This window comes from Candidatus Pseudothioglobus sp. uisw_142, from assembly GCF_059512465.1.
Genome location: NZ_CM183452.1, coordinates 66396 through 86002, shown reverse-complemented (window position 1 = coordinate 86002; position 19607 = coordinate 66396). Strand labels below are relative to the sequence as shown.

Annotated in this window: 31 protein-coding genes and 1 tRNA gene; 14 read left to right on the top strand and 18 right to left on the bottom strand. The window is 35.8% G+C overall.

Features of this window, described 5'->3' with window-relative positions; translation table 11 throughout:
• Positions 1–92: 92 nt before the first annotated feature.
• Both AC5YGB_RS00490 and AC5YGB_RS00485 read left to right on the top strand, forming a co-directional pair.
• Positions 93–800, top strand: coding sequence for a bacteriorhodopsin-like (locus AC5YGB_RS00490; RefSeq protein ID WP_020026650.1), 708 nt, complete (start codon positions 93–95; stop codon positions 798–800).
• 93 nt (positions 801–893) lie between these two features.
• Positions 894–1013, top strand: coding sequence for a DUF2256 domain-containing protein (locus AC5YGB_RS00485; RefSeq protein ID WP_082345036.1), 120 nt, complete (start codon positions 894–896; stop codon positions 1011–1013).
• A 67-nt stretch (positions 1014–1080) separates the two neighbouring features.
• Here the strand turns inward: AC5YGB_RS00485 and AC5YGB_RS00480 are convergent, their stop codons facing one another.
• The 3 genes from AC5YGB_RS00480 to AC5YGB_RS00470 all read right to left on the bottom strand — a co-directional run bounded on the left by AC5YGB_RS00480 (position 1081) and on the right by AC5YGB_RS00470 (position 2726).
• Complete coding sequence (locus AC5YGB_RS00480; RefSeq protein ID WP_496137387.1) at positions 1081–1449, bottom strand: hypothetical protein; 369 nt, start codon at positions 1447–1449, stop codon at positions 1081–1083.
• A gap of 353 nt (positions 1450–1802) precedes the next feature.
• Entirely contained in the window at positions 1803–2237 is a 435-nt protein-coding gene (locus AC5YGB_RS00475; protein ID WP_496137386.1) for a tetratricopeptide repeat protein, read from the bottom strand.
• A 147-nt stretch (positions 2238–2384) separates the two neighbouring features.
• Positions 2385–2726: a hypothetical protein gene (locus tag AC5YGB_RS00470; protein ID WP_496137385.1), complete on the bottom strand. Its 342-nt coding sequence runs from the start codon at positions 2724–2726 to the stop codon at positions 2385–2387.
• 152 nt (positions 2727–2878) lie between these two features.
• Between AC5YGB_RS00470 and AC5YGB_RS00465 the strand changes: the two genes are divergently transcribed.
• From AC5YGB_RS00465 to AC5YGB_RS00450, 4 genes are all read left to right on the top strand, one after another.
• Positions 2879–3298, top strand: coding sequence for a hypothetical protein (locus AC5YGB_RS00465; RefSeq protein WP_496137384.1), 420 nt, complete (start codon positions 2879–2881; stop codon positions 3296–3298).
• Positions 3299–3300: 2 nt separating this feature from the next.
• On the top strand, positions 3301–3516 hold the full coding sequence (locus tag AC5YGB_RS00460) for a helix-turn-helix domain-containing protein (protein ID WP_496137383.1): 216 nt from the start codon (positions 3301–3303) through the stop codon (positions 3514–3516).
• 22 nt (positions 3517–3538) lie between these two features.
• On the top strand, positions 3539–3724 hold the full coding sequence (locus tag AC5YGB_RS00455) for a hypothetical protein (RefSeq protein WP_496137382.1): 186 nt from the start codon (positions 3539–3541) through the stop codon (positions 3722–3724).
• A gap of 178 nt (positions 3725–3902) precedes the next feature.
• A complete protein-coding gene (locus AC5YGB_RS00450) occupies positions 3903–4475 on the top strand; it encodes a DUF4389 domain-containing protein (protein WP_496137381.1) in 573 nt (190 codons plus the stop codon).
• Positions 4476–4490: 15 nt separating this feature from the next.
• Here AC5YGB_RS00450 and AC5YGB_RS00445 read toward each other — a convergent pair whose 3' ends face one another.
• Both AC5YGB_RS00445 and AC5YGB_RS00440 read right to left on the bottom strand, forming a co-directional pair.
• The gene (locus AC5YGB_RS00445; protein WP_496137380.1) at positions 4491–4712 is read right to left on the bottom strand and encodes a hypothetical protein; all 222 of its coding nucleotides are present in this window, start codon (positions 4710–4712) and stop codon (positions 4491–4493) included.
• Positions 4666–4788, bottom strand: a complete 123-nt coding sequence (locus tag AC5YGB_RS00440; protein WP_496137379.1) for a hypothetical protein — start codon at positions 4786–4788, stop codon at positions 4666–4668. Before AC5YGB_RS00440 ends, AC5YGB_RS00445 begins: the two co-directional genes overlap by 47 nt.
• Before the next feature lie 109 nt (positions 4789–4897).
• Here AC5YGB_RS00440 and AC5YGB_RS00435 point away from each other — a divergent pair, with 109 nt between their 5' ends.
• From AC5YGB_RS00435 to AC5YGB_RS00425, 3 genes are read left to right on the top strand one after another with little or no spacing between them, the layout of a single operon-like run.
• On the top strand, positions 4898–6091 hold the full coding sequence (locus tag AC5YGB_RS00435) for a hypothetical protein (RefSeq protein WP_496137378.1): 1194 nt from the start codon (positions 4898–4900) through the stop codon (positions 6089–6091).
• Positions 6092–6265 carry a hypothetical protein gene (locus AC5YGB_RS00430; protein WP_496137377.1) on the top strand — a complete coding sequence of 58 codons (174 nt, stop codon included), beginning with the start codon at positions 6092–6094 and terminating at the stop codon, positions 6263–6265.
• Entirely contained in the window at positions 6262–6459 is a 198-nt protein-coding gene (locus AC5YGB_RS00425) for a TIGR03643 family protein (protein ID WP_020023873.1), read from the top strand. Before AC5YGB_RS00430 ends, AC5YGB_RS00425 begins: the two co-directional genes overlap by 4 nt.
• A 129-nt stretch (positions 6460–6588) precedes the next feature.
• On the opposite strand, the gene AC5YGB_RS00420 is transcribed toward AC5YGB_RS00425, so the two are convergent.
• From AC5YGB_RS00420 to AC5YGB_RS00405, 4 genes are all read right to left on the bottom strand, one after another.
• Positions 6589–7176 (bottom strand): CIA30 family protein, encoded by a 588-nt coding sequence (locus AC5YGB_RS00420; protein ID WP_496137376.1) that lies wholly within the window; start codon positions 7174–7176, stop codon positions 6589–6591.
• Between the two features lie 5 nt (positions 7177–7181).
• Positions 7182–7391 (bottom strand): hypothetical protein, encoded by a 210-nt coding sequence (locus AC5YGB_RS00415; protein ID WP_020023875.1) that lies wholly within the window; start codon positions 7389–7391, stop codon positions 7182–7184.
• 59 nt (positions 7392–7450) lie between these two features.
• A complete protein-coding gene (locus AC5YGB_RS00410) occupies positions 7451–7756 on the bottom strand; it encodes a hypothetical protein (RefSeq protein ID WP_496137375.1) in 306 nt (101 codons plus the stop codon).
• A 70-nt stretch (positions 7757–7826) separates the two neighbouring features.
• Positions 7827–8000, bottom strand: a complete 174-nt coding sequence (locus AC5YGB_RS00405) for a DUF8622 domain-containing protein (protein WP_496137374.1) — start codon at positions 7998–8000, stop codon at positions 7827–7829.
• An 88-nt stretch (positions 8001–8088) separates the two neighbouring features.
• Between AC5YGB_RS00405 and AC5YGB_RS00400 the strand changes: the two genes are divergently transcribed.
• Positions 8089–8631, top strand: coding sequence for a hypothetical protein (locus AC5YGB_RS00400; RefSeq protein WP_496137373.1), 543 nt, complete (start codon positions 8089–8091; stop codon positions 8629–8631).
• A 37-nt stretch (positions 8632–8668) separates the two neighbouring features.
• Positions 8669–9496 (top strand): FkbM family methyltransferase, encoded by an 828-nt coding sequence (locus AC5YGB_RS00395; protein WP_496137372.1) that lies wholly within the window; start codon positions 8669–8671, stop codon positions 9494–9496.
• A 180-nt stretch (positions 9497–9676) separates the two neighbouring features.
• Here the strand turns inward: AC5YGB_RS00395 and AC5YGB_RS00390 are convergent, their stop codons facing one another.
• The 4 genes from AC5YGB_RS00390 to AC5YGB_RS00375 all read right to left on the bottom strand — a co-directional run bounded on the left by AC5YGB_RS00390 (position 9677) and on the right by AC5YGB_RS00375 (position 12373).
• Positions 9677–9922, bottom strand: a complete 246-nt coding sequence (locus AC5YGB_RS00390; RefSeq protein WP_496137371.1) for a hypothetical protein — start codon at positions 9920–9922, stop codon at positions 9677–9679.
• Positions 9923–10090: 168 nt separating this feature from the next.
• Positions 10091–11218, bottom strand: a complete 1128-nt coding sequence (locus tag AC5YGB_RS00385; protein ID WP_496137370.1) for an SRPBCC family protein — start codon at positions 11216–11218, stop codon at positions 10091–10093.
• Positions 11219–11382: 164 nt separating this feature from the next.
• The gene (locus tag AC5YGB_RS00380; RefSeq protein ID WP_496137369.1) at positions 11383–11904 is read right to left on the bottom strand and encodes a peptidoglycan DD-metalloendopeptidase family protein; all 522 of its coding nucleotides are present in this window, start codon (positions 11902–11904) and stop codon (positions 11383–11385) included.
• A gap of 392 nt (positions 11905–12296) precedes the next feature.
• Positions 12297–12373 (bottom strand) — tRNA-Met (locus AC5YGB_RS00375).
• Between the two features lie 140 nt (positions 12374–12513).
• On the opposite strand from AC5YGB_RS00375, the gene coaE reads away from it, so the two are divergent.
• Positions 12514–13128, top strand: a complete 615-nt coding sequence (coaE, locus tag AC5YGB_RS00370; protein WP_496137368.1) for a dephospho-CoA kinase — start codon at positions 12514–12516, stop codon at positions 13126–13128.
• A gap of 17 nt (positions 13129–13145) precedes the next feature.
• On the opposite strand, the gene AC5YGB_RS00365 is transcribed toward coaE, so the two are convergent.
• Positions 13146–15680 carry an FtsX-like permease family protein gene (locus AC5YGB_RS00365; protein ID WP_496138030.1) on the bottom strand — a complete coding sequence of 845 codons (2535 nt, stop codon included), beginning with the start codon at positions 15678–15680 and terminating at the stop codon, positions 13146–13148.
• The gene (locus AC5YGB_RS00360; RefSeq protein WP_020027928.1) at positions 15664–16329 is read right to left on the bottom strand and encodes an ABC transporter ATP-binding protein; all 666 of its coding nucleotides are present in this window, start codon (positions 16327–16329) and stop codon (positions 15664–15666) included. The genes AC5YGB_RS00365 and AC5YGB_RS00360 overlap by 17 nt, the downstream gene beginning before the upstream one ends.
• Positions 16330–16356: 27 nt before the next feature.
• On the opposite strand from AC5YGB_RS00360, the gene AC5YGB_RS00355 reads away from it, so the two are divergent.
• The gene (locus tag AC5YGB_RS00355; protein WP_496137367.1) at positions 16357–16998 is read left to right on the top strand and encodes a GDSL-type esterase/lipase family protein; all 642 of its coding nucleotides are present in this window, start codon (positions 16357–16359) and stop codon (positions 16996–16998) included.
• A gap of 5 nt (positions 16999–17003) precedes the next feature.
• Here the strand turns inward: AC5YGB_RS00355 and AC5YGB_RS00350 are convergent, their stop codons facing one another.
• The gene (locus tag AC5YGB_RS00350; protein WP_271549475.1) at positions 17004–17318 is read right to left on the bottom strand and encodes a (2Fe-2S) ferredoxin domain-containing protein; all 315 of its coding nucleotides are present in this window, start codon (positions 17316–17318) and stop codon (positions 17004–17006) included.
• On the bottom strand, positions 17315–18145 hold the full coding sequence (gene rsmI / locus AC5YGB_RS00345; RefSeq protein WP_496137366.1) for a 16S rRNA (cytidine(1402)-2'-O)-methyltransferase: 831 nt from the start codon (positions 18143–18145) through the stop codon (positions 17315–17317). The genes AC5YGB_RS00350 and rsmI overlap by 4 nt, the downstream gene beginning before the upstream one ends.
• Before the next feature lie 162 nt (positions 18146–18307).
• On the opposite strand from rsmI, the gene AC5YGB_RS00340 reads away from it, so the two are divergent.
• Positions 18308–19030, top strand: coding sequence for a BON domain-containing protein (locus AC5YGB_RS00340; protein ID WP_496137365.1), 723 nt, complete (start codon positions 18308–18310; stop codon positions 19028–19030).
• Here AC5YGB_RS00340 and rnhB read toward each other — a convergent pair.
• Positions 19016–19600, bottom strand: a complete 585-nt coding sequence (gene rnhB, locus AC5YGB_RS00335) for a ribonuclease HII (protein WP_496137364.1) — start codon at positions 19598–19600, stop codon at positions 19016–19018. The two genes, AC5YGB_RS00340 and rnhB, sit on opposite strands and share 15 nt — an antisense overlap.
• Between the last annotated feature and the right edge of the window lie 7 nt (positions 19601–19607).

Here is a 19607-nt window from a genome sequence, read left to right as displayed (position 1 = left end):
TTTATTTAGTTCTTTGTTGGTATAATCCGAATTTGTAGAAAAAGGGGCTACAAGAAAATTTAAATTTTTATCTTTTTAGTTAAGGAGTTAATATGGAAGGCATGTTACAAGCTGGAGATTTTGTTGGCGTCTCATTTTGGTTAGTATCTGTTGCTATGGTTGCTGCGACAGTGTTCTTTTTTTATGAAGGAATGTCAGTAAAAAAAGAGTGGAAACTTTCAATGACAATTGCAGGACTAGTGACACTAGTTGCAGCAATTCACTACTACTATATGAGAGACTATTGGGTTGCTTCAGTAATTGCTGGCTCTCCAGATTCTCCTATAGTTTATAGATATATTGACTGGTTAATCACTGTACCTTTATTAATGATTGAATTCTTCATTATTCTTAAAGCAGTTGGTGCCAGCATCTCAACAAACTCTTTCTGGAGACTGTTAGTTGGTACTCTGGTTATGCTTATCGGTGGATTTGCAGGTGAGGCAATGTTGATCTCAGCTTCCCTAGGATTTATTATAGGAATGGTAGGTTGGGCAATCATCATCTGGGAAATCTTCGGTGGTGAAGCAAGTAAGGCTGCAGATGCTAATGCAGGGGTTAAATCTGCTTTCAACGCACTAAGACTAATTGTTTTAGTTGGTTGGGCAATCTACCCTCTAGGATATATCTTTGGATATATGATGGGTAGTGTTGACTCAGGCTCACTAAACATTATTTACAACCTTGCAGATTTTGTTAATAAGATTCTGTTTGGGTTAATTATATGGAATGTAGCTGTAAGAGAGTCTAGCGACGCTTAACACTCTTTGCTCGGTTAAAGCCCTCTTATTAGAGGGCTTTTTTTTACTCAAAAGAAAATTAAGTCCCTCCATAATTCTAGAATAGAGATCACTATGAAGCCTGAAAAGATTTGTAAGACTTGTGGTAAGCCTTTTACCTGGAGAAAGAAATGGCGAAAGGACTGGGATAATGTTCTGTATTGCAGTGAGAGGTGTAGACGAAATAAAACATAATAGTCACACAACTTCAAATAAAAAGGCCCTAATCATTAGGGCCTTTTTATTGTTAACTCTTTAAATTTTATCTAGATTTCCAGAAAAACAAAATTGCAAAAATTACATCAGGACCTAAATTTCCAATGAGGTTCGCACCGTCAGAAGGAAACATACCTGTCATCATCTGGTAACCACTTAAAATCAAATATACTACATGCCATAGAGCGAAGAACATACCGACTGACTTTAAGTTATCGCTAGCCCAATTTGGCATCTGCCAACTGATATAAGCAATAGCAATGACCATTAATGACATACCCTGCATCATATTTGCTGCAAGCGCATTTTCACCAACATTGAATCCTGACATCAAAGAAGCTGGCGATAATAACATCCCAAAACCAAAGATTGCCATCAAGGCAGCTTGAAGTCTAAAAACTAAAGATAAACTCATAATAACCCCTTATTATTAAAAGAAATTTTAATATACCATAAACTTTTAGTTCATATTATGGGTGGATAAAAAAATCTTAAAATTAAGTTCATTATGATATCTAAATTTAGTATACTAATTTGTAAGGCAGGGTATAAATTTAAAAATTACTTTCTCCTAAAGCAATTATTAAATATCTTCTTTTTTAGAAATAAACCCTGCCTTATAATGTCGATCTAATCAAGATCAAGATAGGAACTTAGTAAGGACATCAAAATTTACAGCAAGCTTTCAAAGCCGACGCGTCTTACTAGCTTTGGTGTGAGAGTTCTTGCTGTAGGTCTTTCATGCCAATCTCACCTTGGCATTGGAGTTTAAATTTTATCTAACTCATTAATGTTATATAGCTCTTCTGCAACCTTACTATATTTTTCATAGGTACTATCCATAGCTTTCTCAAGCCACTTCTTTGCCTCTTGCATATCCTGATTGACACCTATCCCCCCTATGTATGAAGCGCCGATTGAGAATTGCGCAGGTGCGTAACCAAGGTTGGCAGATTTGAGCCACCACTCGAAGGCAGATTCATCGCTCTGAACAACCCACATACCTTCCTTCATGTACATCGTACCAAACTCGAACATTGCCTTGGGGTGGCCTCTTGTTGCGAGCTGGCTGATTTTATATAGCTCTTTTGCAGATTTCTCATACTCACCTGCTTGGTCATATGCAAGAGCTCTTTTGAGGTCTGCGTTAACATTAAAAGATAGAATTACCAATGGTACAAATAATAGATTTAATATTTTCATGAGAAACATGATAGTGGTCAGACATGAAGATTAAATGTAGATTCAGAGTTCTTTAGATAAAGATATTTATACCATCTGAAGCACTAACCACAGGCCCCATCAAGGCGACTTCGAATAATAATCTCTTTGGCTACTAAAACTCAAAGATTAAAACACCTTATCTAGTGTTATTGATTTCTCAGCGCCAATGGTATTAATCTTTAGCCTTGCTCCAGAGCGTGATGAATATATTGCTCTCTTTCCTCTAAGCATTCTATTCCATTTTTTTAGTCTAATGAATCTTTCACTGTCTATTGAAATAGATATATCAGATTTTTTAAATGCAACACCCTTATTACAAATAATATCTCTTACTCTTATCTCGGAAATTACTTTTGCAGGCAAGGGTGGATCTATTGCAAAGGTACAAATCTGGTCATCACTTAGCTCAATTAAATCTAAGGAAGCAAAAGTACCTTTTACAGCGAATGAAAGAAAAACAATAAGCAACAATTTATACACAGGCCAATTATATTTCAATTAGAACTATTTCTAATTTATTTTGTAAATAAAAAATAAATGTAATATTTATTTAACATAAAGTATATTATATATTACATAGTGTATGGTATACTTTACATTAATTAATAACACTTCGCATAATGAATATCAAAATTAGAAATACTTTGGCAGAGATAATTGGCGCATTAATTGCGATGACTTGGATGTGGCTTCATTTAACCGAGGCCTCAATAATGACAATAGAGTCGGTCTCTAAAGTCCTAGCTCAGGGAATTGGAATTAGCATTATTCTAATTATTATCCTTCATATCGTTTTCAATATACTATCATCAATCATCTCAGGTCAATACGAAAAAGATATTGATGATGAAAGGGATAAAATTTATGAACTCTATGCCTTACAGCTAAGCAGTGTTATATTTGGAATCTCGATTGTAACAATACTTGTCTTATTGGGTTGGTTTAATCTTTCTATCAATACAGGCCTTATTGTTATTACTTTTGCAGGCTTTATAGGAAGTATTATTAGTCTTTTCTTAAAAATTTACCTCTACAGATAGTAATGATTAAGAAAAAGATTCACATAGAAAATGCCGTCAGAAAGCTCAGGTTTTATAGTAATGAAATGACGCAGCAGAGACTTGCAGAACTAGTTGGCGTCTCAAGACAGACAATCGTTGCTATTGAAAAGTATAAGTACACGCCCTCATTAGATCTAGCATTTAAGATTGCGCTGGCATTTGATAGGGAGATACAAGAAGTTTTTTTTATAAACTAATAATTATAACTAGGAGAAAGTAATGGAAATATCTCAACTAGAGCCACAAATAAAAGATACTCAAGACGAACTGATAATGCATCAACAAAAGACTCAAAAGTTTAAAGAGTACGTGCAAGGTCTTTTCATCGATGTCTATACGCAGGATGAATTTACTAGGAGGGTTGATGCAATTTTTAATGAAACCTTTAAGAGAGATGAAAAATGACAAATGAAAAAAATCAGTTGATCGAGCAACTCAGCAGTATTGACAATAATCTAGAAAAACTCCAAAAAAACTCAAATAGAATCAGTGATAATATGGGCCTTATATGGTTAATACTTGTGGGTTATATTGTCTACATAGAATTTTTTAAATAACGCATTATTTTTTTCATAGAGGAAGCATGCAAGGGTATCCCGTAAATTTAAAAATTGATTATCCTGAATCATCAGATCGCTTAACTGCCGTCTTTAGACTGATTCTTGTCATTCCGATTATCATTATCCTAGCCCTGATTTCAACCTATGCTGAAGCCTTATCCTTTGCGATTGCGATGATGATTCTCTTTAAAGAAAAATACCCGAAGTGGTGGTTTGACTGGAACATTGGCATCACTAAATTTGCATACAGAATCGTGGCTTATGTTTTCCTCATGAGAGATGAGTACCCTTCTACGGATGATGATCAATCAGTCCACCTAACTATCCCCTACCCCGATGTTAAACAAGATCTAAAGAGATGGATGCCACTCGTTAAATGGATCCTCGCAATCCCTCATATCATTGTGCTAATCGTTATTTTTATTGGTGTTGTACTAGGCACAATTTTTGCTTTAATCGCTATCTTATTTACAGGTAAATATCCAATAGCCATATTTAGATTTAATGAAGGTTTTCTAAGATGGTCATTAAGGGTTAGCGCATTTGCACTGCTTCTGACGACAGATCAATACCCGCCATTTAGGTTTAGCGAGTAAACCTTTGAAGTTACCCTAATATGAGTAAGACTTATCTTTATCGTTTGTCGTCACTGGAATTAAAGAAGTATCTGGTGAAGGAAAAGTTGTCCCAACTCCTGAAGTAACTAATTTATCATCTGTCAAAGAAGAAACCTCAACACCTCCATAACAAATGATCTCTCTCTTAAGAACTTCTGTCTGAATATATTCAGGAGTTGCCGCCGACTCCATCCATCCATCCACAAAGGTCATCATTGGACCACTCATCCAAAAGATTTCCATATGAAGAGCTTGCAAAACTCAGAGTAAAGAAAATTAAGTATCTCTTCATAATAAATAAGTTTATAAAAAAACATCAAAAATATGCTGTTTTCTATGAGAATCAATGTAAATTATGTATTTTTTTAATGAAAGACATAGTTTTCAATAGATTGGAATAGATGCTCGACATTACTCGTAAAAAATATAGCGGTGAAATGAAATTTACTGTTACCCGCGCCTTTACTCATAAGACTGTTGCTGAGCTCAGAGAAGAGCTACTTCGCGTCAAAAACATTGTGGATTACTGGGAAGAAAAATCGAATAAAAGAGCATTTGGTAAAATACAAACTGACAGTATTTCCTTTGAAAAATGGAGAGAAATATATGCGAGTTTTGGCTGGATAGAACTTGAAGATTACAGGTGTTTCTACAATCCAAATAGCGTCAGTATCGATGAAGAAATGATTACAGCACTTCCTTCCTTAGAGGGTAATAGTGACAATGAGCAGAGTGGCACTTGGGCCTCTTATGAACTGGATAAATCATATTCATCATTTTGGAAAGTATGGAATAAATACTATCAGAAATGGCATTTTAGACTCAACAAACTTGAGATGGCACGCTTTGATATGAGAAGAGTTTCACAGACTCAAACAACCAGAATTGAGGAGGCTCTTTTTGTTCTTCTAGGCCTTAGTCCATCCGTTCAAGGTACCGAGGGTTTTGAAAACTTTAGTCTGAGTGAGAGACTATTTGAAACTGACAGTAGTGAATATCAAGACTACCAGGGTAATAAACTAGTTATAAACAGTAACCTCTATTCAAATGATGATTATGGACATCTTGAATGGTATCTGAAACAAAAAAAGGAGTATGTTCTCATTGAAAGGCTTGCAACAAGAGGTCAGCCATCTGACTTTAGTGACAGACTCTCATCTGCTAAATTTAATGAGTGGGCATACAAAAATAACTATATTGAGGACAGGGTTCCTATGATCAGAAATACTGGTGAAAGTCCATTTGGTGAGGGTTTTGCATTCAGTCTTTTCAGTGGGTTAGTGGAAGTTGGCTACCTCAAGGGATCTTTTGATTGTATGTGGAATCTCGCAGATGGCATGTCATGGATGTCACTCCACTACCTAGCTAATGAGATTGTGAACAGAAAACTCATTCAAACCAATAGTCCTTTTGAACATATTAAAAAATATATACACTACGCATCAACCTATCCACTTGAAGATCAATTTTTTAAGCCAGCAATTGATAAATTTAGTGAAACGGATGATGAAAAAATCTTTAAACAAGAATGTGATTTAATAAACTCAGCTCTAGATCATATTGAGCCAAATAAAACAATTAATTATGGGAGATAAATGAAAATACTAAAAGTTTTGGATGCCGAATTAGTCCTCGTTGACCTTGAGGTCAATCTAGGAGATAAAAAACAAAATAGTCCGACTCTGTGTGCAAGGTTCAAAGACAAAGTTATTCCCTTAAACACCCCGGATGGGAGACCTATTCTGATGAATGAGGATAATGCAATATGATCGATACGAATGAGTTAATTGAGATGGCCTGGAGTGATGATGTCACATTTTCAGACATAGAGAGGGATCTTGGAATCAAGGAACCCGAAGTTAAGCGCATCATGCAAGCAAATCTAAAATCAAGCTCCTATAAGCTTTGGCGAAAAAGAGTTCGCTGGATCAAGGAAAAACAAAAGAAATCAAAAAAAATTTAAACCTTAGCTTATAGATCATAATTAGCCTTATTAAGAGAAGTCTTTGAGAATGCTTACTATGGGAAAAATACAACTGATTACCTAACCTTTAATGATGTTGAAAGTTTCTCCTCAGGCTAAACTGATAAATTAAAAATAGAAGCTGACCTCAGAGACAGAGACATCAGACTTAAAATCTCGCCCATAAGCAACGATTCCAAAGTCTCTTATGTCATTAATGTCCAGCTTGGAGGTCTTTGAGGTTGAACGCTTAAATGCACTAAACGGCATCTCTACTTGACTCCAATCAGGACCCGCCTCAAAAGTATGATAATAGTAATCACTTGGCCTCCAAGTGAAATAAGTGCGGATCATAACGTGGTAGGTCTCTCCGTTACCGCGAACATTTAATCGAACCCCTTGAAGCTCTTGACCCCCTTTATTAGCATCATGAATTAGCTGAAACATCTTTGGCTTTTTAAATAGAGAGACAGCAGAACGTAACTGAATGAACCCCCCATTGTTCCTTGTGCTCACATCACCAGTGAGCCTTGCAAATGAGGTATCTCCATCTTTTTCCAAGTAAACATTGCCCTCAGAAACGCCCCCCATGACGCGATCACTAACGTACTTCCAGTCGCTAACTGCACCCTCCTGAATTGGAAACACAAGATCATTCTGTGCTAGAGAAACAGTCGCTATAAAAGACAGCAAAATGAATGCTGTAAATTGTTTCACAGTATTTACCACCAGCCTAATGCTCTTCCATTTCCTGCAATAATGAGAACGCAGGTGACTATATGAAGCACAATCCAAAATGTTCTAAAAGCCAGTGCCTTTTTTACATCTGTCTGCGTAATGGGTAAAAACTCAGGTTTATCCTCATCGTTGACACCAATTGGCATCCCAACTGTCCTTGCCCAAACTTTTAAAAATCGTCTCTGACCACTCATACTATTATTGAATCTAATGTTTAATTTGAAAAGAGTAAATAATTATTCTACAGATAGAATTAAAGCGTTATCTTGTAGTTAAATATAAACCTGAGACCGCTTGATTTCTTTTTCTCTTTAATTACAGGTGATGGAAAGACTGTACCATGCTCGTTATATGTTGGAGTTTCTAGTGCATATTGACTTGATTTCAGATTGACATAACAAATCACCTCTCTCAAATCGATCTCTTGAGAAATAGGATCAGGAATGGACACAGAATCGACCCATCTGCATAGGTCTTCAGAAGTCCAATCACTTAAGTCGTTTGCTAAAGAAGTATTCAGAAAACCTAATGAGAAAACCAATAAAATAATTTTTTTCATTATTATATTATAAGGAATCAATAAATAAGAAAAGTGAAGATTAAGAGTTCTTTAGATAAATCCTTCAAGACTACTTAGCGCTCTTCCATGTGCCGCCATATTTATAAGAGTCTTCGTACTTAGCCTTTATTTTCTCAAGGCACCATCCACAAAGAAATAACCACGCTCTCTGCTGATATTTACAATGATACAGCGTGTTTTTCTCTTTGCTACAATTAAAGCACTCTTTAGTTCTAACTCTCATTCAAATTTGATTGGCAACTTATGGATAGTGTATATTGTCTCATAAATAGATAATGGGCTAATATTAACATAACCATCATTTTAAAAATATGACTACAACAATTCAAAGCTCAAGGAACAAAAATATTCTCTATTTTGCATTAGGCTCTACTTTAGCATTCATGCTCTATATCACATTTGTCTTAACTCCTGCTGGAGCCTGTTTCAAGCTGGATAGTGGCTCAAATTCATTGGGCCTTTCTTTTTCTTACACAAAGGATATGGTTCTGAGCTTCTTTGAATCAAGATCTCAAGAGCAGCTTCTTTGCTATAGCCAATTTCTTAAAACTTGGGATGCAATATTTGCAATTATTTATACACTGATGTACGCATCATGGATTGTGTGGCTCTTTAGTAATAAGAAATGGTTAGCATCAATTCCTATTCTTGGAATGATCTCTGACTGGTCTGAGAATTATATTGAATTAATAATGATTAAAACCTATTCAAATTCGGGTGCTATAAATGAAACGATAGTCTCTCTTGGCTCTGGAGTAAATTCATTTAAATGGATCTTATCAAGCCTAACTTATTTGATAATTCTCATTGGAATAATTATTGCAATCAAAAACTTTATTACTAGGCCTAAATAGTATTTAGTTATTACTATATAAAGCTATTTAATAACTTATGAAAAAGACTCTAAGATCGATTGAAAAAGGCATGAAGTATTTCATACTTGAAAAAACCTTTGCCTCAAGAAAAAAGTTTATAACAAAAATGACTCCAATCGATGAAGTTAAAGATCTGATTAAACAACTTTATCCTGTAGTTTGCAAAAAAGGGCTTATAAGGTTTGGCCCAGAAGGTGATGGTGGATATCTCATACCAGATGATCTTGAGGGCATTGAGGCATGTTTTTCTCCTGGAGTTTCAACTGCTTCAGGATTTGAAAAAGATTGTGCAAATCAAAATATGAAAGTTTTTTTGGCAGATGCTTCTGTTAGCGCCCCAGCTCAAAAGCATGATTTATTTGACTTTATCCCTATGTTTGTTGGATCAATAAATAATGATAATTATTTAACATTAGATAAATGGGTAAATTCCAAATTACCAAATAGTAATAGCGATCTTTTATTGCAAATGGATATCGAAGGCTCAGAATATGAGGTTTTTCATTCACTATCAGAAGACACTATCAGAAGATTTAGGATCATGGTAATTGAATTTCATGGCTTAGATGAAATATGGAACTACTCATATTTTAAAATTATCAGTAGAGTTTTCAAAAAAATTCTCCAATCTCATAATTGTGTTCATATTCATCCAAATAATATAGCAAACAAAAGCAAATTAAATGGTGTTGAAACTATTCAAGCAATGGAATTTACTTTTTATAGAAATGACCTTTCAATTGAAGCTGCATATCAAACATCCTTTCCACATTCATTAGATAGCGATAATAACCCAAAACAATCTAGCGTCGCATTGCCAACATCTTGGTATAAAAATAGTTAATTGATTAATTTCAAGCTATTCCGCTTCTATTAGCTTCGGGCGGGTCAAACTGTTATATATAGCAATCAACTTGACCAAGAGCCTAATGAAAGACTATGTATTGAAGAGGTATTTTTTAAAATTTTAATATATATTAAATGTACCCTTATAAACAGGGCACATTTAAAAAAAATTTACAATTTAGACGTCCAATAGTCTTAAAGCACCATTTAGTAAGTCTTCTGACATACCATGGTCACCAGAGTCATGCGCTTTGACACCTTGCTCATGAAGCATAAGAGCAAAACTAATTAAAGTTGCGTGCTTTGTTTGGTCTAGTGTTGCAATTTTATCTTCAACTTCTGATTTGAGCATTGGACATGCCCCAGCAAAAACCATAGAAGGTAAAAGTAAAATCATAAAAGTAATAGAGAGTAATTTTTTCATTTCGTCATTCCTAAGTTAATATAAGAAAGTGAAGTTTAGAATAACTTCAAGTCTATCAAGTGAAGTTTAGACGTTCTTTACAAAAAGATTTCGTGAAGTTAGTTTTGAACCAAAGTCCAAATTTCATTTGATGTTTACTGTTTTTTTAAAGACTTAAGTTCAAACCTCTTATATTATTTTATTGGCATACCATTCAGAAAAAGTTGCAACATTTGCCTCCATTAATGTCGAGAATTGCCCCTGAAGCGAAGTGGACTTATTGAGGCCCTTCTGTTGATTTTCAAGTGCGACAATATCTTCGTCTAACGCATCATCAAGTCGCTGATAATATGACTGGGACTTTTCTTTAAAACCAGGAAGTGTTGTTGTATTTTTTGGAAAACAAATACTTTGTCTAATACGACAACTCATTGAAGTAATTGGGCTTGCTTCATAGACCCAAATTGCTTCTTGACTTGCTGCAAAAGTCATATTTGGAAAGATCCAACTGTACCTTGCTCCAAGGCTCCAGGGGGCCTCCAAATTTTCCATTATCGGTAAAGCGTTAATTTGATCCACCTCTAGTAGTGCCCCTGTGCCCGTGGTAAATCCAAATTGACTTGCAAAATCTCCCGTTGTTTTATCTGCTTCTTCAGGCTTGTTATAAAGATTATCGATGCTAGTTGGATGTACATTATTCAAATGATAGTATTCATTAAAGACATCTAAAAATGCTTTCCAATTACACTGAACTTCAAAAGTTGCACGTCTAGTTGTAACCAATTCATTCATAGACCAAGGCTGATGTAATTCAGAAAAATTACCAAGCTGATTAGATAAATCTGTTGGCTTATTTCCCAGAAAAACAAATAGGAATCCCTGCAATTCTTTTAATTTGTACTCAATTAAAGAATACTCTTCAAAATCAAAACTGGGATTTTCTGCCATTGTTTTAGCGTGCATTAAATTACCATCTAGTGAGTAAGTCCACCCATGAAAAGGGCAGCTGATAGCTTGACATTGGCCAGTTCCATCTAATAGTTTTGCGCCTCTATGGCGGCAAGTATTTGCATAAAGCCTCAATTCTTTGTCTTGATTACGTATCAAAACTAAGGCTTGACCACAAAGCTCAAATACCTCATATTCTCCTGGGTTTTCTAGCCTATCGGACCTGCCCAACCCAAGCCATTGATTAGAAAAAATACGCTCTTGCTCTTGGGTCAAAATTGAGTCCTCCCAGTAGCATTCGTAAGGCAGACTTCGTCTTTGAGGAGGTGGCAACTTACAAAGCTTTATACGTTCAAGTAGTTTTTTCATACTTGGATTTTAAGTCAAATAGAACTAAAGTCCAAATTTTGTTTGATGTGTGAGGTAGGTGTATATAAAATTACTTTGTATAAAAAGTATGCTTTTTTATACTTTTTTGGAGGGGATGGTTAGTTAAGATTTTATGTTTTTCAAGAAAAAGATTAGGTAAATAGTTAACATGGAACTGGGTAGGTAAGAGAGCCGAGCTTGTATTTTGTATTTGGCTTAAAACAGGTAACTTTGTTTGGCCCATCTGACCAATAAAGGTGGGGGTTTACTCCTTTATTCCCATCTTTTAGGAAATATGCCCATCCCCAATAGAACCCTTTGTTATAGAGGTCTCGATAGTTACGACCTATCTGAAAATGAAGATGACGAAGTCCAGCTATACAGTCAAATATATCTTGATTGTCTCCTAAACTTCCAATAGGTTGACCTCGTGTTACCTGTTCATTAGCAGTCACAAGCATCTCACCTAAATGACCATAGAGTGCTATAATTTTTTTACCATCAAGTCCTTTACCATGGTCTATAGCTATTGTTGGGCCCCAACATTTTTCCACTGTGGCTTCTAGCACCTTACCATCTGAAGCAGCTAAAATTAACTGTCCCTTATTTCCTATGATATCTATACCCTGATGAATCTGGTCTCGCATTCTTCCCTTTCCATCAAGAGTATCACGGAAATCTGACACAATTAAAGGTGCTCCTGGTGGATATATTATTGTAAAACCTTGAGTAGAATAAAAGAATAGTACTAACAGCAGTAGAAGTTTTTTCATACTAGGATTGTATATCAACTTGAACTAAAGTCCAAATCCTCTCTGATGTGTGAGGGAGGGTGTATATATCTATCTCCGATGTCGAGAGGGGCTCCCCCCGTACCTTCAAAGTCTGTATATATATGCGAGGGATGGTAGATTTTTCTACTGATTTGGAATATATAGAATATTTTCCTAGTTAAATCAATGATTTATATGGATTTACTTAATAATTAGTTATTATATAAATAATTACTGATGTAACCCCAGTGTAGCCCCAAGCATTATTTTGATTTAAGTGAAATGGCGTAAAGCCTTATGGGATATGGTGGTTATGGGTGGACTTGAACCACCGACCCCAGCATTATGAATGCTGTGCTCTAACCAGCTGAGCTACATAACCAAAAAGAGCGCCTATTATCGAAATTTTTACCTCAAAAGTCAAGCTAAATAACATATTTGAGCAATAATATTATCATTCCAATAGTCTCAACTTCATTTAGCTATAAAATTTAAGTTTTAATAATAGTAATTCTTAACTATATGGCCGGTAAAGTTCTTAAAGTAGCGCTTACTGGAGGCATTGCCTCAGGAAAAAGCTTGGTGAGCGACTTGCTTGCAATACATGGCTGCCATATTATTGATCTAGATGTAATATCTCGTGAAGTTGTATTACCAGGAACTGAGGGGCTTAATGAGCTAGTAAAATTCTTTGGCGATTCGATCCTTTTAAGTGACGGATCACTTGATCGAAAAAATCTTCGGGATGTTCTTTATAAAAAGGGACGAAATAGGGCTAAGATTGAGCAAATATTACACCCCAAAATACTTCAAAAAATGAAGTCTTCGATGGAGATTTTCAAAGAAGGTGTTATGGTTGTAGTCATCCCTCTCTTGGTTGAAAAAGAATTATGGGGTCCATTTGATAGAGCTATCGTTGTCGATTGTGATGTTGATATACAGATAAATCGTCTAACTGCTAGGGAGAATATTGATAGTGCAAAAGCACAGACCATGCTATTAGCCCAGGCTAGTAGGGAGCAGCGAGTCCAACTAGGTGACCATCTGCCTACTGACATTATTGATAATAACTCAAAGATCAGTGATCTTAAAGATAGCATAGAAAGTCTTAGTCAAAAACTGTTTGCTATAGTTTAATTCTCTACTAAAAAGAATTACTCATTTCGAATGAGCGGATAAACCTTGGGGTTAAATATACTTCGATTAGCCAGAAGGATTAGTATAAATGATGTCAATGCAGTTGATAATAATATCCAAAGGGTCAGCCCAAAATCAAATTGCCAAGTCAGCTGCAAAGCATTCTCTACAACTAAGTAAGAACTTATAACTGCAACAGAGGTAGCAAAAAATATTAAAGTGCCATAGATGACAGCAAATTCCATTGTCATTGCCTTTAGGATTGTTGGAAAGTCTACCCCCAATATTTTGTAGATCAAATTGTTATAGCGCCTGAATGTTGTTTGCACCAAAACTGCACTCACAATAACAATTAACCCAATAACAATAACTATGAGTGATATTGCAGTCACTGCTATGAATATTTTATTTAACACATCACTAACTTGTGATAGGATTCTATCAATCTTTATAGCAGATACATTTGGAAATTTTTCAACAACCATTGCCAAAACATCACCAGATGGCAACTCGGTCTTTAATGTTCCAACAAACTCATGAGGAAGTTTGTTTGCAAAAGCTTTATTGATGATGATGGCAAAATTAATGGATATGTCCCGATAATCAACCTCTCTAAAGTTCTTTATAGTGCCAGTCACATCTCGACCTAGTATATTGAGTACTATCTCGTCATTAATATTCATCCCAAGGTCATATGCAGCCCGACTGTCCATTGATATAAACATCTCGCTCTCATTCCCTGGCTCCCACCACTCTCCCTCAACAATAGGATTGTCTGGCTTTGGCTTTTCAGACCAAGAAATTCTCCTATCACCCCTAACAACCCAAGCGGACCTGTTACTCCTAGAAACAATCTCCTCAATAGGTATATCATTTAATGAGATAAATGATGCGCTCGCCATTGGACTAAATTCAAGCTCTGCATTTGGGTCAACTCCTTCAATAAATGACTGGAGATCCCCTTGAATATCTTTATCAATGCTCACAAAAAATAAGTCTGGTGCCATAGATGGAATGCTATCTGAAATTTCTTTTTTTAAGTTGTTAGCAACAAAACTTAAGGTTAATAATAGAGTTAACCCTATTCCTAAAGAGATTGTCATAATTGGTGCTAGTGATTTTTTAGCAACAATATTTCTATAGGCTATCCTATAGCTGTTATTTGAAAATTTATGAAAGCGCTTAATAAATATCATTAATAATTTTGATACGCCATAAAAAATCAGCATGGTTGTAAAAAAAGCTACGAAGTAAAAAACTGTATAAAGCTTCTGGTCAGTTTGATTAACAAAATAGGTAGTTAAAATAACTACCAAAACACCTAATAAGAGAATATTTTTAACTGAGAAATTTAAGCTTACAGGATTAAAAGAATTCCGAAATAATGAGGCCGCCTTAATTTCACTAATGGAATACAGCGAGGGAATAGAGAAAATTAATACAACCAAGAGTCCAATGAATAGGATGTTAAGATATCCAACTAAGCTAAAGGTTGGCTGCAGATCAATACCAAGAGACTTGGGCAAAAGCTCGTTCGCCAACAATGGACTAAAGACTCCCAGTAAGTAGGCAACAATCGAGGTCGATAATAGAATCAATATGATTTCATAAAAATACATTGTTTGAATAAAACTTGACGGAAATCCAATCGATTTTTTGACCGCTATGCTAGTATTATTTTGATTTACGAATGATAAGAGTGTATTACTAATGCCAATACCTGCAATCACCATTGCGCTTACAGAGACCAAGTTTAAAAAGTTTGAAAAGTTGTCTATCACACTGCTAAGTCGACGTCCACTCTGCCCAGGAAGTCGAGTTTTGATTGTATCGTCATAGGCAATAATGGAGTTAACTATGGTTTCTGGTTCTTGGGTCTGACTTGAATTATTAAATTTAATTCTATACTTATGGTCAAGAAAACTACCTCCTGAGCTAAGCCCAAATTGCTCATAACTATCCATACTGATAATCGCAAATTCTCCAAAAACAGCACTTTCTGCTAGGTCTGGTACTGAGGAGACAAGTCCAGCAACTTCAAATTTTTGACCCATTATTGTTAAGTCGTCACCTGGGCCAACATTTAGAAGGTTTTGGATGCTTTCATTGATTAGAACATGTGGCTTTAGTGAAGAAGAGAAAATGATATTAGCCATCTCCTCAGGAATAGTTTCAATCTCGCCATAAAGTGGGTAGTTATTGTCAACTGCCCTTAGCTCAGTAAATACTGGAGACTCGCCCTCCTTTGAAAGCATCGTTGCAAACTCAATAGCGGCACTTACTTTACCAAGAGCATTAAACTGATCAATAACCTTAGGAGGCAACGGTTCAATATCACTGTCAATCTGTATATCACCCCCCAAAAGCTCCTTAGCGTTGCTTGCTATTTCAGTATTTAAGGCCTCCTTAACTGAAAAAGTTAATGAAAGCAGCAGTAAACTAACAAAAAGAGTTGAGGTAATAACCCATAATTTTTTATAGCTTCTTGAGAAGTCTCTGAGAGCGTACTTATTGATTAATTTGAATTGCTGAATATCAAACAATCTGACCATCCTTAATTTCAATGATGCGGTCACATCGATTCGCTATTGAGTTGTCATGTGTGACCATGACTAATGAGGTTTGGCTTTTTTTTGTATAGTCAAAGAGTAAATCCATCATGCTATCCGAGTTCACTGTATCAAGATTACCAGTAGGCTCATCCGCTAGAATAATTTTTGGTTTATTAATTAAAGCTCTGGCAATGGCGACTCTTTGTTGTTCGCCACCAGAGAGCTCACTAGGGAGATGATGCAGTCTATGGGACAGTCCAAATTCTCCAAGCAGTGTCTCTGCATTTTTTTCAAGATTATATTGTTGATTAGCTTCAAGAGATAATAGGACATTCTCAACAGCTGTCAGATTTGGAATTAAATAGAAGGACTGAAATACAATACCAATATTTTTTCTTCGAACCTCTGATAATTCACTTTCCTTCAGTCCAACAATTTCCTGATTATTAATTTTAATTGACCCCTTGGAGGCAGTCTCTAGGCCTGAGGCAAGCATAATAATTGAAGTCTTTCCAGAGCCACTTGGCCCAACTATAGAAATAACCTCCTCACTATCTACTGAGAAATCAATCCCTTTTAAAACTTCTACAGCATCATCTTTTACGCCATAACTTAATGAAACATTATTGAACTGTATCGCTGCACTCATTATTCAATCTAATATAAAATTCAGCGCATGATTATCTCAAAAAAAAATAGCCTTAGATCAGTATTTATTGGATTACTGTTAATATTTTTTATATCAAATGTATATGCAGAAAATTCATTGAAAGTGATGCTCTATGGTGACAGCCTAATGGCTGGATATGGATTACCTCAAAATGAGAATTTAGCTTCCGAACTGACAAGAAATTTTAAAGAAAGTAATCCTTCGTTAACATTCATAAATGCTAGTATTTCTGGAAATACCTCTAAGAATGGCCTAGCAAGAGTTGACTGGTCCCTTGGTGATAAGCCAAATATAGTGATTTTATGTTTAGGCGCTAACGATATGTTGAGAGGCCTTAATCCAGCTCTCACTAATAATAACCTTGATGTAATAATTACTAAATTCAAAAAAAATAATGCCATTGTAATATTAGCTGGAATGCTTTCTCCTGAGAGCATGGGCCCAGATTATCAATCCGCATTTGATAGCATTTATCCAGAACTATCAAAAAAGCATAACCTAATCTTTATGCCTTTCTTGTTGGAAGGTGTTGCACTAGAAAAAGGTTTGTTGCTTTCTGATTATAAGCACCCGAATGTTAAGGGAGTTGAGATTATAGCCACTAACTTAAATCCTTACATTGTTGAAGCGATATCAAGACTGAAATAACAATATTACTTAATCAGTAAACGGTCAACTATACTACCGCCCTCAAGATGGGACTCAAGAATCTCGTCAATGTCCTCCTCGTCAATATACTGATACCAAACATTATCCGGATATACAACTACCACAGGACCATTTTCACACCGTCCAAGACAGCGTGACTCACTAACCCCAAAGCGTCCTTCACCTAGTGATGCATTGGCACGGCACTTATCCTTGGCATAACGATACATTTCTTTCGCACCACTCTGAGAGCAGCACTGCTTGCCATCGGTGCGAATGTTGTTGCAGAAAAAAATGTGTCGCTTGTAAAAATTATTCATAATGCTGAAGCTCTTTTATAACAATGTTTTTTATCAATGCCAGTAATCTTGGCTGCTAACTTAGCAGCCTTTGAGGCCCCCATTTCAGAACACAGGATAGGCAATATTTTATCGAGCTGACGCTCAGACTCAATTAAATCTATTTTATCAGCAGCAGAAATTAAAATCACAAATTCACCCTTTTGATGGCTAATATCTGCATCAAGATACTCAATTAAACTTGGCAATCTATCTGTCAGAATTGTTTCAAAAGATTTTGTCAACTCCTTTGCAAGACACACCTCACGACTCTCCCCAAAAACCACAAGCATATCCTCTAATGTGGATAAGATTCGCTTTGGTGACTCATAGAATATGATGGTTTCATCTAGGTTTATTTTTGTTTGAAGGAGCTTTAATCTAGCTACTGGCTTTGATGGAAGAAAGCCAAAAAATGTAAAGCTGTTACTGGCCAGTCCTGAAGAGGATAAAGCTGTTATGAGGGCACTTGGCCCAGGAATTGGAACTACCTTGATGCTAACTTTTTTAGCCTGTGTGACTAGATAATAACCAGGATCACTGATAAGCGGCGTTCCTGCATCACTAATCATTGCTATCGATTTTCCAGCAGCAATCTCATCAATGATTTTTTCAGTCTTTTTCTTCTCATTATGCTCATGAAATGCCTTCAAAGGGGTATCAATTTCATAGTGAGAAAATAGTTTTTTACTGTGCCGAGTGTCCTCAGCCAAAACGAGGTCTACACTTTTAAGGATATCAACTGCTCTAATGGTAATATCGCCTAGGTTTCCAATTGGGGTAGCGACAATATAAAGCTTTCCAGACATATGATGTTTTTTTAATAATTATTCTTTTAAGTATTATGCTTTATTAGTAATAACTAGAATTTAAATTTATCTCTCTCTTTGAGTGATAAAGCTATGAATCTGCTTTAAAATACATACCAAAGAATTTATTTCACTTTATCAATTAGGGAATAAGGAGCAACAATGAAAAAAATTATTATCTTGTGCACAATAATGATCACTTCTTCAATCTTAAGCTCATGTGCTCCTATAGTTCAGGGTGCTGCTGCTGTAACAACTGTTGCAACTATGTCTAATGATCGAAGGACAATGGGCGAGATACTAGATGACAAAACGCTTTTTATAGACTTAGGAAATATTGTTGCAAAAGACCCAATGCTGGAGGATGCACATATTAATTTTAATGTCTTCAATCAAGCAGTATTGATGACTGGAGAAGCCCCAGATGACAATGCAAAAGACTACCTTGAGAGCATTGTTAAAAGTAAATCTGCCAAAATAAGTCAACTCATGAATGAGGTTGAGGTTATGCCTAAAAGCAGCTATATTGATAGGGCTAAAGATGGTGTGATTACTGTACAAATTGAAACCCTTTTTCTTAATCAAGAGGTTTTTCACCCGAGTCATGTTTCAGTTCGTACAGAAAGAAAAGTAGTTTACTTAATGGGCTCTGTTACTAAAAGAGAGGCGGAGCATGCAACTAATATTGCCAGTAAAGCAAAGAATGTAAAGAAAGTTGTTAAGCTTTTTAATTATCTTTTAGTAAGGCCTGCTAAAGAAGTTGAAAAAGACAACAAGAAAAAAGAAGTGGCCATGAAAAGGGCTGAACTTGAAGATAAGTTGGCTGAACAAGAGTTAATACAAAACGAATTAACACAACAACTATTCGAACTAGGTTCTGATTAATTTTGTTATAGGGGAAAATGTAAATCGGTGTTGACCGTCTATAGGGCCGTGTTTCTCCAAAGCCTCCAAATGTTCTCTTGTACCATAACCTTTGTGCTTAGAAAACCCGTATTCAGGATAAACCTGATCGAGCTCATTCATTTGTCTATCTCTTGTCACCTTGGCAATGATTGAGGCCGCTGATATCACTGGCTCAATTAAATCACCCTTAATAATCGATTCACAATTTTCAACATCTGGACATCTGTTTCCGTCAACAAGGACTTTGAAACCTTGCACTTGGGCTTGACTTATGAGTTGATGCTGTAATGCATTAACTGCTCTTTTCATGGCCATCATAGTAGCCTGCAATATATTGATCTCATCTATCTCGATGCTGCTTGATTCAGCTGAAGCCCAATAACACTTTTTTGTAATTTGTTCATATAGGACTTCACGTTTTTTTTCAGACAGTTTCTTTGAATCAGTAAGGCCATCGATTTGGAATCTAGGAGGAAAAGCAACAGCGGCGGCCACGACACTTCCAACCAGCGGACCTCTTCCAGCCTCATCAACGCCAATGATAATCATAATGAAC

Excerpts from the sequence above, each read along its gene's own strand:
- AC5YGB_RS00490 (WP_020026650.1), top strand. The coding sequence starts at position 93 with ATGGAAGGCATGTTACAAGCTGGAGATTTTGTTGGCGTCTCATTTTGG.
- AC5YGB_RS00485 (WP_082345036.1), top strand. The coding sequence starts at position 894 with ATGAAGCCTGAAAAGATTTGTAAGACTTGTGGTAAGCCTTTTACCTGG.
- AC5YGB_RS00480 (WP_496137387.1), bottom strand. The coding sequence starts at position 1,449 with ATGAGTTTATCTTTAGTTTTTAGACTTCAAGCTGCCTTGATGGCAATC.
- AC5YGB_RS00475 (WP_496137386.1), bottom strand. The coding sequence starts at position 2,237 with ATGAAAATATTAAATCTATTATTTGTACCATTGGTAATTCTATCTTTT.
- AC5YGB_RS00465 (WP_496137384.1), top strand. The coding sequence starts at position 2,879 with ATGAATATCAAAATTAGAAATACTTTGGCAGAGATAATTGGCGCATTA.
- AC5YGB_RS00460 (WP_496137383.1), top strand. The coding sequence starts at position 3,301 with ATGATTAAGAAAAAGATTCACATAGAAAATGCCGTCAGAAAGCTCAGG.
- AC5YGB_RS00455 (WP_496137382.1), top strand. The coding sequence starts at position 3,539 with ATGGAAATATCTCAACTAGAGCCACAAATAAAAGATACTCAAGACGAA.
- AC5YGB_RS00450 (WP_496137381.1), top strand. The coding sequence starts at position 3,903 with ATGCAAGGGTATCCCGTAAATTTAAAAATTGATTATCCTGAATCATCA.
- AC5YGB_RS00445 (WP_496137380.1), bottom strand. The coding sequence starts at position 4,712 with ATGATGACCTTTGTGGATGGATGGATGGAGTCGGCGGCAACTCCTGAA.
- AC5YGB_RS00440 (WP_496137379.1), bottom strand. The coding sequence starts at position 4,788 with ATGAAGAGATACTTAATTTTCTTTACTCTGAGTTTTGCAAGCTCTTCA.
- AC5YGB_RS00435 (WP_496137378.1), top strand. The coding sequence starts at position 4,898 with ATGCTCGACATTACTCGTAAAAAATATAGCGGTGAAATGAAATTTACT.
- AC5YGB_RS00430 (WP_496137377.1), top strand. The coding sequence starts at position 6,092 with ATGAAAATACTAAAAGTTTTGGATGCCGAATTAGTCCTCGTTGACCTT.
- AC5YGB_RS00425 (WP_020023873.1), top strand. The coding sequence starts at position 6,262 with ATGATCGATACGAATGAGTTAATTGAGATGGCCTGGAGTGATGATGTC.
- AC5YGB_RS00415 (WP_020023875.1), bottom strand. The coding sequence starts at position 7,391 with ATGAGTGGTCAGAGACGATTTTTAAAAGTTTGGGCAAGGACAGTTGGG.
- AC5YGB_RS00410 (WP_496137375.1), bottom strand. The coding sequence starts at position 7,756 with ATGAAAAAAATTATTTTATTGGTTTTCTCATTAGGTTTTCTGAATACT.
- AC5YGB_RS00405 (WP_496137374.1), bottom strand. The coding sequence starts at position 8,000 with ATGAGAGTTAGAACTAAAGAGTGCTTTAATTGTAGCAAAGAGAAAAAC.
- AC5YGB_RS00400 (WP_496137373.1), top strand. The coding sequence starts at position 8,089 with ATGACTACAACAATTCAAAGCTCAAGGAACAAAAATATTCTCTATTTT.
- AC5YGB_RS00395 (WP_496137372.1), top strand. The coding sequence starts at position 8,669 with ATGAAAAAGACTCTAAGATCGATTGAAAAAGGCATGAAGTATTTCATA.
- AC5YGB_RS00390 (WP_496137371.1), bottom strand. The coding sequence starts at position 9,922 with ATGAAAAAATTACTCTCTATTACTTTTATGATTTTACTTTTACCTTCT.
- AC5YGB_RS00385 (WP_496137370.1), bottom strand. The coding sequence starts at position 11,218 with ATGAAAAAACTACTTGAACGTATAAAGCTTTGTAAGTTGCCACCTCCT.
- coaE (WP_496137368.1), top strand. The coding sequence starts at position 12,514 with ATGGCCGGTAAAGTTCTTAAAGTAGCGCTTACTGGAGGCATTGCCTCA.
- AC5YGB_RS00365 (WP_496138030.1), bottom strand. The coding sequence starts at position 15,680 with ATGGTCAGATTGTTTGATATTCAGCAATTCAAATTAATCAATAAGTAC.
- AC5YGB_RS00360 (WP_020027928.1), bottom strand. The coding sequence starts at position 16,329 with ATGAGTGCAGCGATACAGTTCAATAATGTTTCATTAAGTTATGGCGTA.
- AC5YGB_RS00355 (WP_496137367.1), top strand. The coding sequence starts at position 16,357 with ATGATTATCTCAAAAAAAAATAGCCTTAGATCAGTATTTATTGGATTA.
- AC5YGB_RS00350 (WP_271549475.1), bottom strand. The coding sequence starts at position 17,318 with ATGAATAATTTTTACAAGCGACACATTTTTTTCTGCAACAACATTCGC.
- rsmI (WP_496137366.1), bottom strand. The coding sequence starts at position 18,145 with ATGTCTGGAAAGCTTTATATTGTCGCTACCCCAATTGGAAACCTAGGC.
- AC5YGB_RS00340 (WP_496137365.1), top strand. The coding sequence starts at position 18,308 with ATGAAAAAAATTATTATCTTGTGCACAATAATGATCACTTCTTCAATC.
- rnhB (WP_496137364.1), bottom strand. The coding sequence starts at position 19,600 with ATGATTATCATTGGCGTTGATGAGGCTGGAAGAGGTCCGCTGGTTGGA.